Origin of the sequence: Serratia sp. CY83965, assembly GCF_052166375.1 — a bacterium.
Classification (GTDB): domain Bacteria; phylum Pseudomonadota; class Gammaproteobacteria; order Enterobacterales; family Enterobacteriaceae; genus Serratia; species Serratia marcescens.
The window spans coordinates 195772-207762 of the sequence record NZ_JBJNOV010000010.1; the positions used below are offsets into that span (position 1 = coordinate 195772).

Annotated in this window: 9 protein-coding genes; 7 read left to right on the forward strand and 2 right to left on the reverse strand. The window is 62.7% G+C overall.

The window, feature by feature from the left end:
* The first annotated feature begins 114 nt into the window (after window positions 1-114).
* Window positions 115-1587 carry a MocR-like pyridoxine biosynthesis transcription factor PdxR gene (pdxR, locus tag ACJ8PL_RS18755; RefSeq protein WP_442531322.1) on the forward strand — a complete coding sequence of 491 codons (1473 nt, stop codon included), beginning with the start codon at window positions 115-117 and terminating at the stop codon, window positions 1585-1587.
* 22 nt (window positions 1588-1609) lie between these two features.
* Here the strand turns inward: pdxR and ACJ8PL_RS18760 are convergent, their stop codons facing one another.
* Window positions 1610-3229: an ABC-F family ATP-binding cassette domain-containing protein gene (locus tag ACJ8PL_RS18760; protein WP_442517323.1), complete on the reverse strand. Its 1620-nt coding sequence runs from the start codon at window positions 3227-3229 to the stop codon at window positions 1610-1612.
* A gap of 424 nt (window positions 3230-3653) precedes the next feature.
* Here ACJ8PL_RS18760 and ACJ8PL_RS18765 point away from each other — a divergent pair, with 424 nt between their 5' ends.
* Window positions 3654-5675, forward strand: coding sequence for an oxidoreductase (locus ACJ8PL_RS18765; protein WP_033639320.1), 2022 nt, complete (start codon window positions 3654-3656; stop codon window positions 5673-5675).
* Window positions 5676-5709: 34 nt separating this feature from the next.
* Here the strand turns inward: ACJ8PL_RS18765 and rlmG are convergent, their stop codons facing one another.
* The gene (gene rlmG / locus ACJ8PL_RS18770) at window positions 5710-6849 is read right to left on the reverse strand and encodes a 23S rRNA (guanine(1835)-N(2))-methyltransferase RlmG (protein ID WP_016930173.1); all 1140 of its coding nucleotides are present in this window, start codon (window positions 6847-6849) and stop codon (window positions 5710-5712) included.
* Between the two features lie 149 nt (window positions 6850-6998).
* On the opposite strand from rlmG, the gene ACJ8PL_RS18775 reads away from it, so the two are divergent.
* The 5 genes from ACJ8PL_RS18775 (at window position 6999) to sstT (ending at window position 11988) form a co-directional block, all read left to right on the forward strand.
* On the forward strand, window positions 6999-7505 hold the full coding sequence (locus ACJ8PL_RS18775) for a M48 metallopeptidase family protein (RefSeq protein ID WP_004937154.1): 507 nt from the start codon (window positions 6999-7001) through the stop codon (window positions 7503-7505).
* 49 nt (window positions 7506-7554) lie between these two features.
* Entirely contained in the window at window positions 7555-8535 is a 981-nt protein-coding gene (locus ACJ8PL_RS18780) for a Gfo/Idh/MocA family protein (RefSeq protein ID WP_123867914.1), read from the forward strand.
* Between the two features lies 1 nt (window position 8536).
* A complete protein-coding gene (locus tag ACJ8PL_RS18785) occupies window positions 8537-9268 on the forward strand; it encodes a glutamine amidotransferase (RefSeq protein WP_016930178.1) in 732 nt (243 codons plus the stop codon).
* A gap of 252 nt (window positions 9269-9520) precedes the next feature.
* Complete coding sequence (locus ACJ8PL_RS18790; protein WP_442531323.1) at window positions 9521-10489, forward strand: TerC family protein; 969 nt, start codon at window positions 9521-9523, stop codon at window positions 10487-10489.
* A gap of 263 nt (window positions 10490-10752) precedes the next feature.
* Entirely contained in the window at window positions 10753-11988 is a 1236-nt protein-coding gene (sstT, locus tag ACJ8PL_RS18795) for a serine/threonine transporter SstT (protein WP_028128305.1), read from the forward strand.
* Window positions 11989-11991 lie beyond the last annotated feature (3 nt).

An 11991-nucleotide genomic window follows, 5' to 3' on the forward strand; every position in this document is an offset into this window, starting at 1 on the left:
TCTCCGGTCGGTGCCAGTTACACGTTTCGTTCACATTCGTGAAACAATGACGTTTATTTACACAGGATGTGGCCCTATAATCGAGTGCCAGTTACGAATAATTGAGGGATCCAATTGCGCTCATTGAGTGGTGATCTGTTGCTGCAGCGCCTCGGCGAACAGCCCGATGACAAGCTGCACAAGCGGCTTTACAACGCGATCCGCACCAGCATTCTCGACGGTAGCCTGCCGCCTTCCAGCCGCCTGCCCGCCTCGCGCGATCTGGCGCAGGAGCTCAGCCTGTCACGCAACACCGTGTTAACCGTTTATGAACAACTGCTGGCGGAAGGCTACGTGTCGGCGCGCGCCGGCAGCGGCACCTTCGTCGCCGACACGGTGCCGGACAGCTGCCTGTCCACCGGCGGCGCTCCGGCGGACGGCAACGGGCAACCGCGGCGCGTCGAACTGTCGGAGCGCGGCGCCACGCTGCTGCACCACGCCAGCGCCAGCCCCAAACAGTGGGGGGCGTTCATTCCGGGCGTCCCCGACGTCAACGCCTTTCCTCATCAGCTGTTCAGCAAGATCCAGGCGCGCCTCAGCCGCCGCCCGACGCCGCAGCGGCTGACCTACAGCAATCAGGGCGGCAGCCCGGAGCTGCAGCATGCGTTGGTGGAGTATTTACGGGTGGCGCGCTCGGTGCGCTGCTCGCCGGAACAGATCCTGATCACTGAAGGCATCCATCAGGCGATCGATCTGGTGACGCGCATGTTGTGCAATCCGGGGGATGACGCCTGGATCGAAGAGCCGGGCTATTGGGGGATCCGCAATATCCTGCGCATCAATGCGCTGAACATCTGCCCGCTGACGGTGGACGAGGCCGGGCTGGTGCCGCCGGAGCAGCCAACGACGCCGCCCCGCCTGATTTTCGTCACCCCGTCGCACCAATATCCGCTCGGCTCGGTGATGAGCCTGGCGCGCCGCCAACGGCTGCTGGCGCTGGCGCGGAACGCCGGCGGCTGGATCGTCGAGGACGATTACGACAGCGAATTCCGCTTTTCCGGCCAACCGATCCCGGCGCTGCAGGGGCTGGAAGCCGATGCGCCGGTGATCTACATCGGCACCTTCAGCAAAACGCTCTACCCGGCGCTGCGTCTCGGCTATGTGGTGTTGCCGCCGCCGCTGGTGCAGGCGCTGAAAACCGCCCACGCCGAGCTGTACCGCGGCGGGCACCTGCTGATCCAGAGCGCGCTGGCGGAGTTTATTCAGGCGGGGCACTACACGGCGCATATCCGTCGCATGCGGCTGCTGTACGCCCGGCGGCGCGCCTTCCTGACCGGATTGATCGAACAGCACCTCGGCAAACAGGCGCTCAGCGAGTTCAACAGCAACGCCGGATTGCACCTGATCCTCAACCTGCCGGACGAGGCCGACGACGTGGCGATCGCCGCCGCCGCCGGCGCGCAAGGGGTGCTGGTGAGGCCGCTGTCGCGCTACTACATGCTGCCCAACCGCCGGCGCGGCCTGCTGATGGGCTTTGCCTGCGTGCCGGAAGAGCAAATGGCCGCCGCCTTCACCCAACTGCTGGCGTGCATCAACGCCCCGCACTAAGTCAGCGCGCCGCCCGCCTGCCTCACCAGGCCTGAAACCGCCAGCCGTTCGCCTGTCGGTGCAGGCGGTGCGTGGGCCGCAACGCCTGCAGGAAGTCTTCGTCGTGCGACACCACCAGCATCGCGCCGGGGAAATCCGCCAGCGCGGTTTCGATCGCCAGCGACGACGCCAGATCCAGGTGGTTGGTCGGCTCGTCGAGCAACAGCAGCTGCGCCGGTTGTCGCCGCCAGAGCGCACAGGCCAGCGCCGCCTTCAGCCGTTCTCCGCCGCTCAGCGAGCCCAGCGGCAACGCGATGCGATCCGCGCCAAGCTGCAGCTGCGCCAGCCGGGTGCGCAACGCCCCTTCCGCCAACGGCGAATCCTGCATCCCCAGATGTTCCATTACTGACAGGCCCGGATCGAGCTGCGACAGGGTTTGATCGAGGTAGGCCGTCGACAGCGGGCAATGACAATGGCCGGAAAGCGCCGCCAACTGACCGAGAACGGTCTTCAGCAAGGTGGATTTGCCGCAGCCGTTGGGGCCGGTCAACGCCACGCGCATCGGACCATCGATCCGCAAATCCAGCGGCGGCGCGCTGACGAACGGCAACTGCAGCCGCTCGAGCACCAGCACCTGCTTGTTTGCGTTCACTTCACTGCCGGGCAGCGCCAGCAACACCGGCTGTTCCTCTTCTACCCGCTGATAGGCTTCGCGCACTGCCGCATCGAGGCTGTCGCGCCGATCCTGATGCTGTTTGCGCAGCGTGCCGAGGCTCTCCTTCGCCGCCGACTTGTAGGCCACCCGTTCGAAAGAGGCGATATTCAGCGTATCGACGACGCGCAGCGTTTGCGCCGAGCGCCGCTGGCTCATGTCGTGCTCTTTCTGTTGGCGGGCGCGGGTGCGGCGGCGCTCCTCGCGCGCATGTTCCAGATCGGCGCGCGCCGCCTGCTGCTCCGTATCGCGCTGGCGCCGGTAGTCATCATAGTTGCCGCCGTAGCTGCGCAGCGCGCCGGGCGTCAGTTCGACGATGCGCTCCATGCGCGCCAGCAGCTGCCGGTCATGGCTGGCGATCAGCAACCCGCCCCGCCACTGATCCAGCTGTTGATACAGCCAGGCGCGCCCGGCGCTGTCGAGGTGGTTGGTCGGTTCATCCAGCAGCAGAAAATCCGCCTCGCCCAGCAAGGCGCCGCACAGGGCCGCGCGCATCCGCTCGCCGCCGCTCAGCGAACTGGCGGATCGCAACGGATCGAAGGCCGGCAGCCCGGCGGCGGCGAAGGCGTTTTGCAGGCGATCGTGGAGATCCCAGCGCCCTTCCAGACGATCGATATCGTCCGCCAGCGGCCGCCCCTGCTCGAGACGCGCCAGCGCGGCGAACGCCTCGCCATAGCCCAACAGCTGGGCCAGCGTGGTGTGCGGCGCGATCTCCGGTTGCTGTGCAACGTAAGCTACTGCGGCATGAGATTCGATGTGCCCGTTGCCCGGTTGATCCAGCCCGGCGATCAGGCGCAGCAGCTGGGTTTTGCCGACGCCGTTGCGCCCCACCAGGCCGCAGCGCTGCCGGTCGAAAGCAAGATCCAGCGGGCCGAACAGCGTTTCGCCGTCAGCAAATTGGCAGGTCAGTTGATGTAAAACGAAATAAGGGGACTGCGCTAAATGAGCCATAAGCACTCCTGAATGAGATCAAAACATCCCCACAGGGCGCGAGAGCGCACAGCGTGGGACACGATATCAACAGGTGTGGGTGTTCATTTTCGGTAATGGCTCCGCAGAGAGAAGGAATTTACAACGCGTAAAGGCTAACCGATCTTTTGTTCGTTATGCAAACAGAGTCTGAGATTCATGACATCTATCACATTCGGCGCAACGCAGATTCCCAAGCGGCGCGACAACGGCTAGATTTATCTCATCCGACCACTTGTGTTCACATAATAATAACAGATGCTCATCCCCAATCGCTTTCAACCTGCAGCTAGGCGGCAAGTTCGGGCGTTCCCAGGAGCTTACTCAAGTAAGTGACTGGGGCGAGCGAACGCAGGCAACAACGCTGCAGGTTGAAAGAGGCGGGGGATGAACGATGGAGAGTGCAATGAGCAATTACCCTCACCTGCTGGCGCCGCTGGATCTCGGCTTCACCACCCTGAAAAACCGGGTGCTGATGGGATCGATGCATACCGGCCTGGAAGAGCTGCCCGACGGCCCGCAGCGCCTGGCCGCGTTCTATGCCGAGCGCGCCGCCGCCGGCGTGGCGCTGATCGTCACCGGCGGCATTGCCCCGAACGAACAGGGCGTGGTGTTTCGCGGCGGTTCGATCCTCAACAGCGAAGCGCAATTGCCTCACCACCGCCCGGTAACCGAGGCCGTCCACCGGGCGGGCGGCAAAATTGCGCTGCAGATCCTGCACACCGGCCGCTACAGCTATCAACCCAAGCTGGTGGCCCCTTCCGCGCTGCAGGCGCCAATCAACCCGTTTACGCCGAGCGCCCTGAGTGAAGCGGAGATCGCGCAGACCATCGCCGACTTCGCCCGCTGCGCGGCGCTGGCGCAGCAGGCCGGCTACGACGGCGTTGAAGTGATGGGTTCCGAAGGCTACCTGATCAACCAATTCTTGACGACGCGCACCAACCAGCGCGACGACCAATGGGGCGGCAGCTTCACCAACCGCATGCGGTTCGCCGTCGAGACCGTCAGGGCGGTACGCCAGGCCGTGGGCCCGGAATTCATTCTGATCTACCGGCTGTCGATGCTTGATCTGGTGGAAGACGGCTCCAGTTGGGAGGAGATCGAGCAGCTGGCGCTGGCGATCGAACAGGCGGGTGCCACGATCATCAATACCGGCATCGGCTGGCACGAAGCACGTATTCCGACCATCGCCACCATGGTGCCGCGCGCCGGATTCAGCTGGGTGACCCGCAAGCTGATGGGCAAGGTCAGCATCCCGCTGATCACCACCAACCGCATCAACGATCCGGCGGTGGCCGAGCAGGTGCTGGCGGACGGCTGCGCCGATATGGTGTCGATGGCGCGCCCGTTCCTCGCCGACGCCGCCTTTGTGCAGAAAGCCGCCGAGGGGCGCGCCGACGAGATCAATACCTGCATCGGTTGCAACCAGGCCTGTCTCGACCAGATCTTTGAAGGCAAGCTGACTTCCTGTCTGGTCAACCCGCGCGCCTGCCGTGAAACCGAAATGCCGCTGACGATGGCGGAAAAACCGAAAAAACTGGCGGTGGTCGGCGCCGGCCCCGCCGGGCTGGCGTTTGCCACCACCGCCGCCAGCCGCGGCCATCGGGTGACGCTGTTCGACGCCGCCGAGCAGATCGGCGGCCAGTTCAACATCGCCAAGCAGATCCCCGGCAAGGAAGAATTCCATGAAACCCTGCGTTACTTCCGCCGCCAGCTGGCGCTGCGTGAAGTGACGGTCAGGCTGGGCGTCAAGGTCGAAGCGGCGGATTTAAGCGAATTCGATGAGGTGATCCTCGCCTGCGGCATCGTGCCGCGCACCCCGGATATTCCCGGCATCGGGCACGCCAAGGTACTGAGCTATCTGGACGTGCTGCGCGATAAAAAACCGGTCGGCCAGCGGGTGGCGATCGTCGGCGCCGGCGGCATCGGCTTCGATACCGCCGAGTACCTCAGCCAGCACGGCGTGTCCAGCAGCCTGGATCAGGCGGAATTCAATCGCGAATGGGGCATCGACGGGCGCCTTGAGCAGCGCGGCGGGCTGGCGGAGCAAGGGCCGCAGGCGCCGCGCGCCGCCCGGCAGATCTACCTGTTGCAACGCAAAACCAGCAAAGTGGGCGAAGGCCTGGGGAAAACCACCGGTTGGATCCACCGCGCCAGCCTGGCGATGCGCGGCGTGAAAATGCTCAACAGCGTCAGCTATCGGCTGATCGACGACGAAGGGCTGCACATCACCCGCGCCGAGCAAGACAGCTGCCTGCCGGTGGACACGGTGGTCATTTGCGCCGGGCAGGAACCGCGCCGCGAACTGCAGCAGCCGCTGCTGGCGATGGGGAAAACCGTGCACCTGATCGGCGGCGCCGACGTGGCCGCCGAGCTGGACGCCCGCCGCGCGATCGATCAGGGCACGCGGTTGGCGATGACGCTATAAAAAAGGGGCGCCCGGCGCCCCTTGTTATTCACGCTCAGCGACGCGCGCCGGATTTCACCGCTCGAAGGATCACGAACTTCTTGTTCGAGGCCACCAGCGTGCAGTTGCCGAACAGGCGCTTGAGTTTCTGATGGTAGTCGAGGTGACGGTTGCCGACGATGCGCAATTCGCCGCCCACCTGCAGGCAGCGCTTGGCGTCGCAGAACATCTGCCAGGCGGTGTGATCGGTAATGGCGTGTTGCTGGTGGAACGGCGGGTTGCAGAGCACCGCCTGCACGCTTTCGCGCTCGATGCCCGCCAGCGCGTTGTTCACCTCAAACTGACAGCGATCCAGCTCTTGCGGCAGGTTGTGCTCCACGTTCAGCTCGCTGGAGGCCACCGCCATGTAAGATTCATCGACAAAGGTCACCTGCGCTTCCGGGTTTTGCGCCAGCGCCGTCAAACCAATCACGCCGTTGCCGCAGCCCAGATCGACGATATGGCCGTTCAGGCCGCGCGGCAGATGCTCCATAAACAGGCGCGCACCGATATCCAGGCTGCCGCGCGAGAAGACGTTGGCGTGGTTGTGGATCAGCCAATCGGTGCCGTCCAGCGTCCAGTTGGTGGTTTCCGCTGCCGCCGGCGGAACGATGTCCGCCGCCTGGCAGAAGATCAGGCGCGCCTTCTTCCACGCCAGGCTGGTGCGCGTTGGGCCCAGCACTTTTTCAAACAGCTGCATCGTCGAGGTGTGCACGTCGCGCGCTTTGGCGCCGGCAACGATCAGCGTGTCTTCGGTCACGACGTGGCGCAGCGCGCGCAGCTGCTGTTCCAGCAGCGCCAGCGCTTTCGGCACGCGAATCAGCACCACCGCCGGCGCCGCCGGCAGCTCGGCCAGGCTGTCCAGCAGCGTGACCTGCTCGGGATCCAGACCGTTGAGCTTGAGGTTGTGGCGCGTCGCCAGCTGGCTCATGTACGAATCGCTGACGCTGTAAGGGCGATGCGCGTGCAACGCACAGGCCAGGGTGCCGAAGTTATCGTTGAAAATCAGCACCGGGCGGCCGCCGATATCTACGTTTTCAAGCTGTTGCAGCAGATATTCGTCCGCCGCTTCCCACGCCTGCAGTTGGGTGGATTCTTCCTGTTGGGGATAACGCTCCAGCTCAAGTTGCTGTGTTCCCAGATCGAGTTGGCTCATTGCCCCTCCTGACTGATAAAATTTGGGCTGTTTATCCCCTAAAAACGCCCGTCAGTAAAATGTTTTTTCGGATAAATTGCGTATGTCAGGATTTGAGCGAAAAAACAGCATAGAATGACCGGCTGAATGGCCGTTGATACGGAACAAGAATGTCTGAATTGACCTACCTGCAAGGCTACCCAACGCATCTGCAAAGCCAGGTGCAGCAACTGATCCATCAGAATCGGCTGGGGGACGTGCTGCTGCAGCGCTATCCGCAGGTGCACGACTGCACCACCGACAAATCGCTGTATCAGTTTACCGTCGATCTGAAAAACCAGTATCTGCGCAACGCCCAGCCGCTGAGCAAGGTGGCCTACGACAGCAAGATCCACGTCATGAAACATGCGCTGGGCCTGCACACCGCCATCTCGCGCGTGCAGGGCGGCAAGCTGAAGGCCAAGGCGGAAATCCGCGTGGCGACGGTGTTCAAGGTCGCGCCCGAGCCGTTCCTGCGCATGATCGTGGTGCATGAGCTGGCGCATCTGAAAGAGAAAGATCATAACAAGGCGTTCTACAGCCTGTGCTGCCATATGGAGCCGGATTACCACCAGCTGGAGTTCGATACCCGGCTGTATCTGACGCACCTTTCGCTGTTCGGCGAGCTGTATGCATAGCGAGTGAGGGCGTGATAATCTGCGGTTTTAGGCTGGACCGGAGCTCGCTATGATTCGCTTTGCCGTTGTCGGCACCAACTGGATTACGGAACGTTTTATCGATGCCGCCCATGAAAGCGGCAAACTCAAGTTGAGCGCCGTGTATTCACGCTCCCTGGAACAGGCGCAGGCGTTTGGCGCCAACTATCAGGTCACGCAGTTTTTCGACTCGCTCGAGACCATGGCCCAGTCCGATGCCATAGACGCGGTGTATATCGCCAGCCCCAACTCCCTGCACTGCCCGCAATCGCTGCTGTTCCTGCGCCATAAAAAGCATGTGATCTGCGAAAAACCGCTGGCCTCCAACCAGCGCGAAGCGGAACAGGTGGTAGCCTGCGCGCGGGAAAACCAGGTGGTGCTGTTCGAGGCGTTCAAAAGCGCCTATCTGCCGAATTTTCTGGCGCTGCAACAGGCATTGCCGAAAATCGGCCGGCTGCGCAAAGCCTTCATCAACTATTGCCAATACTCTTCGCGCTACCCGCGCTACCTGGCCGGCGAGAACCCCAACACGTTTAATCCGCAGTTCTCCAACGGCTCGATCATGGACATCGGCTACTACTGCCTGGCCAGCGCGGTGGCGCTGTTCGGCGCGCCGCAGTCGGTGCTCGCCAGCGCCACGCTGCTCGATACCGGTGTGGACGCCCACGGCACCGTCTGCCTGAACTACGGCGATTTCGACGTCACGCTTTCCCATTCCAAGGTCAGCGACTCGGCGATCCCCAGCGAGATCCAGGGAGAAGAAGGCACGCTGATTATCGACAAAATCTCCGAGTGCCAGGGCGTGGCGCTGACTCCGCGCGGCGGCAACCGCCAGGATCTGAGCCAGCCGCAGCACATCAACACCATGCTGTATGAGGCGCTGGCCTTCGCCGAGTTGGTTGAGAAGCGTCAGGTGGAACATCCGGGGCTGGAGAATTCGCTGATCGTCGCCCGCCTGCTGACCGATATCCGCCGCCAGACCGGCGTCGTCTTCCCCGCCGACGGAGAATGAGATGAAACCGCTGCTCGTGATGCAAACCGGCGACGCGCCGCAGGCCATTCGTCAGGAATTGGCAAATTTTGAAGGCATGTTCCTGCAACAGGGCAATATCGACGCCGAACGCGCGCACATCGTGCATCTGCCCGCCGGCGAACGGCCGTTGCCGCCGGCCGCCTATTGCGGCGTGGTCATCACCGGCTCGCCGGCGATGGTGACCGAACGGCTGCCGTGGAGCGAGGAGGCCGCCGAATGGCTGCGTCAGGCGATGGCGATCAAACTGCCGCTGTTCGGCGTCTGCTACGGCCATCAGCTGTTGGCCTACGCGCTCGGCGGCGAAGTGGGTTACCACCCGCAGGGCATGGAAGTCGGCACGCTGGAGATCGAACTGCTGCCCGCCGCGGCCGACGATCGGCGGCTCACCCTGCTGCCGCCGCGCTTCAAAGCCAACCTGATCCACTCGCAGAGCGTGCTGACGCCGCCCGCCGGCGCGCAGACGCTGGCGCGTTCGCAGCAGGACGCGCACCAGATCCTGCGCTATGGCGATCATGCCCTGACCACCCAGTTCCACCCGGAATTCAACGGCGCGGTGATGAGCCAGTATCTGCAGTGGCTCGGCCAGCTGCATCCCGAGCAGCAAGCCCGCTACCACCAGCAACAACAACAGGTTAGCGACACGCCGTTCAGCCGCCTGCTGCTGCAGGGATTCGTCGTCAGCCTCGGTGCGCAAAAAGCGATGGCCGGCTAACGCGATTCACGTTGACCGCCGACACATTTTGCATTACTTTCTGCTCTGCAAAGGGGAGTAACTTCATTGCCGGTCAATCGTCATTACGATGCGCAAGCATCCGGTTACCGGGCAACCTGATGTCAAAGGTGTAACCACCTTCATCAACGTTGTAAGTGAGACCTTGCCGGAAGGCGAGGTTTGCTTGCAGCGTTCACAGAGCGGCTGGCGTCTTCCGACGTTGGCCGTTTTTGTTTTTGAAGGATACCTCTGATGATGAATTCCGTTGGCACACCGTGGTTATGGGGCAGCTTCGCCGCCGTCATAGTCGTGATGCTCGCAATCGATCTCCTGTTGCAGGGCCGTAAAGGCGCGCACACCATGACTATGAAGCAGGCCGCCAGTTGGTCGCTGGTGTGGGTCAGCCTCTCCCTGCTGTTCAACTTCGGTTTCTGGTACTACCTGAATGAAACCGCCGGGCGCGCCGTCGCCGATACCCAGGCGCTGGCCTTCCTGACCGGTTACCTGATCGAAAAAGCGCTGGCGGTGGATAATGTGTTCGTCTGGCTGATGCTGTTCAGCTACTTCGCCGTGCCGGCCAACCTGCAGCGGCGGGTGCTGATCTACGGCGTGCTGGGCGCAATCGTGCTGCGCACCATCATGGTCTTCGCCGGCAGCTGGCTGGTCAGCCAGTTCCAGTGGCTGCTGTATCTGTTCGGCGCTTTCCTGCTGTTCACCGGTATTAAAATGGCGCTGGCGAAGGAAGATGACTCGGCGATCGGCGACAAACCGCTGGTGAAATGGCTGCGCAGCCGCTTGCGCATGACCGACAGCCTGGAAGGCGAGCGTTTCTTCGTGCGCCGCAACGGCATCCTGTTCGCCACCCCGCTGGTGCTGGTGCTGATCCTGGTGGAACTGAGCGACGTGATTTTCGCAGTGGACAGCATCCCGGCGATCTTCGCCGTGACCACCGATCCGTTCATCGTCCTGACCTCTAACCTGTTCGCCATCATGGGTCTGCGCGCCATGTACTTCCTGCTGGCCAACGTGGCGGAACGTTTCTCGATGCTGAAATACGGCCTGTCGGTGATCCTGGTGTTTATCGGTATCAAGATGCTGATTATCGACTTCTTCCACATCCCGATCGGCATATCGCTCGGCGTGGTGGCGGGCATCCTGACGCTCACCTTGCTGATCAACGCCTGGGTCAATCGCCGCAACGATCGCCTGGCGAAGAAATAACCATAATCTGTTATCCGGGGCGCTAGCCGCCCCGCGATTGTTTGGCAATTCCCCCAAAACGCCAAACGTTATTGCGATCACACAAATGTAACCAGTATGTTATCAAGTGTTGATCCGCGCTCAGAATTTCACCCTCGCCTCTTTCCAACCTCATTCGATTGCTGAATACTGATTCGGCAAACACACTTAGTTACAGAATCATATAAAGCTGCCCGGCGTCGTTCCCGCCGCGGCGGCCAGATAACATCAGGAAGAGAAGCACTATGCAAAAACTACTACAAAGGATGACTCAGGGCAGCCTGGTTAAACAAATCATGGTCGGCCTGGTGGCCGGCATTCTGGTGGCGCTGGTTTCGCCGGCGGCCGCGGCGGCCGTCGGCCTGCTCGGCACCCTGTTCGTCGGCGCGCTGAAGGCGGTAGCGCCACTGCTGGTGCTGATACTGGTGATGGCCTCGATCGCCAACCATAAACAGGGGCAGAAAACCAACATTCGCCCCATCCTGTTCCTCTACCTGCTGGGCACCTTCGCTGCGGCGCTGGTGGCGGTCGTCGTCAGCTTTATCTTCCCTTCCACGCTGGCGCTGACCACCGGCGCAACCGACATCACCCCGCCAGGCGGCATCGTGGACGTGATGAAGGGCCTGTTGATGAGCGTGGTGGCCAACCCGTTCCATGCGCTGATTAACGCCAACTACATCGGCATTCTGGCGTGGGCCGTCGGGCTGGGGCTGGCGCTGCGCCACGCTTCCGAAACCACCAAGGGGCTGATCAACGACATGTCCCATGCGGTCACGCTGGTGGTGCGCGCGGTGATCCGCTGTGCGCCGCTCGGCATCTTCGGCCTGGTGGCCTCCACGCTGGCGGAAACCGGCTTCGGCGCGCTGTGGGGCTATGCGCAACTGCTGATGGTGTTAATCGGCTGCATGCTGCTGGTAGCGCTGGTGCTCAACCCGCTGATCGTGTACTGGAAGATCCGCCGCAACCCGTATCCGCTGGTGTTCGCCTGCCTGCGCGAGAGCGGCGTGACCGCCTTCTTCACCCGCAGCTCGGCCGCCAACATCCCGGTAAACATGGAGCTGTGCAAGAAGCTGAACCTGAATGAGGACACCTACTCGGTTTCCATTCCGCTGGGCGCCACCATCAACATGGCCGGCGCGGCGATCACCATCACCGTGCTGACGCTGGCGGCGGTAAACACGCTGGGTATCGCGGTAGACGTCCCGACCGCCCTGTTGCTGAGCGTGGTGGCCGCCCTCTGCGCCTGCGGCGCCTCCGGCGTGGCCGGCGGCTCGCTGCTGCTGATCCCGCTGGCGTGCAACATGTTCGGCATTCCGAACGACGTGGCGATGCAGGTGGTGGCGGTCGGCTTTATCATCGGCGTGCTGCAGGATTCGGCGGAAACCGCCCTCAACTCCTCCACCGACGTGCTGTTCACCGCCGCGGCCTGCCAGGCGGAAGACCAGCGGCTGGCGAACGAAGACCCGCTGAAGGTGCGTTAACCC

Excerpts from the sequence above, each read along its gene's own strand:
- ACJ8PL_RS18790 (WP_442531323.1), top strand. The coding sequence starts at position 9,521 with ATGATGAATTCCGTTGGCACACCGTGGTTATGGGGCAGCTTCGCCGCC.
- sstT (WP_028128305.1), top strand. The coding sequence starts at position 10,753 with ATGCAAAAACTACTACAAAGGATGACTCAGGGCAGCCTGGTTAAACAA.
- rlmG (WP_016930173.1), bottom strand. The coding sequence starts at position 6,849 with ATGAGCCAACTCGATCTGGGAACACAGCAACTTGAGCTGGAGCGTTAT.
- ACJ8PL_RS18760 (WP_442517323.1), bottom strand. The coding sequence starts at position 3,229 with ATGGCTCATTTAGCGCAGTCCCCTTATTTCGTTTTACATCAACTGACC.
- ACJ8PL_RS18780 (WP_123867914.1), top strand. The coding sequence starts at position 7,555 with ATGATTCGCTTTGCCGTTGTCGGCACCAACTGGATTACGGAACGTTTT.
- ACJ8PL_RS18785 (WP_016930178.1), top strand. The coding sequence starts at position 8,537 with ATGAAACCGCTGCTCGTGATGCAAACCGGCGACGCGCCGCAGGCCATT.
- ACJ8PL_RS18775 (WP_004937154.1), top strand. The coding sequence starts at position 6,999 with ATGTCTGAATTGACCTACCTGCAAGGCTACCCAACGCATCTGCAAAGC.
- ACJ8PL_RS18765 (WP_033639320.1), top strand. The coding sequence starts at position 3,654 with ATGAGCAATTACCCTCACCTGCTGGCGCCGCTGGATCTCGGCTTCACC.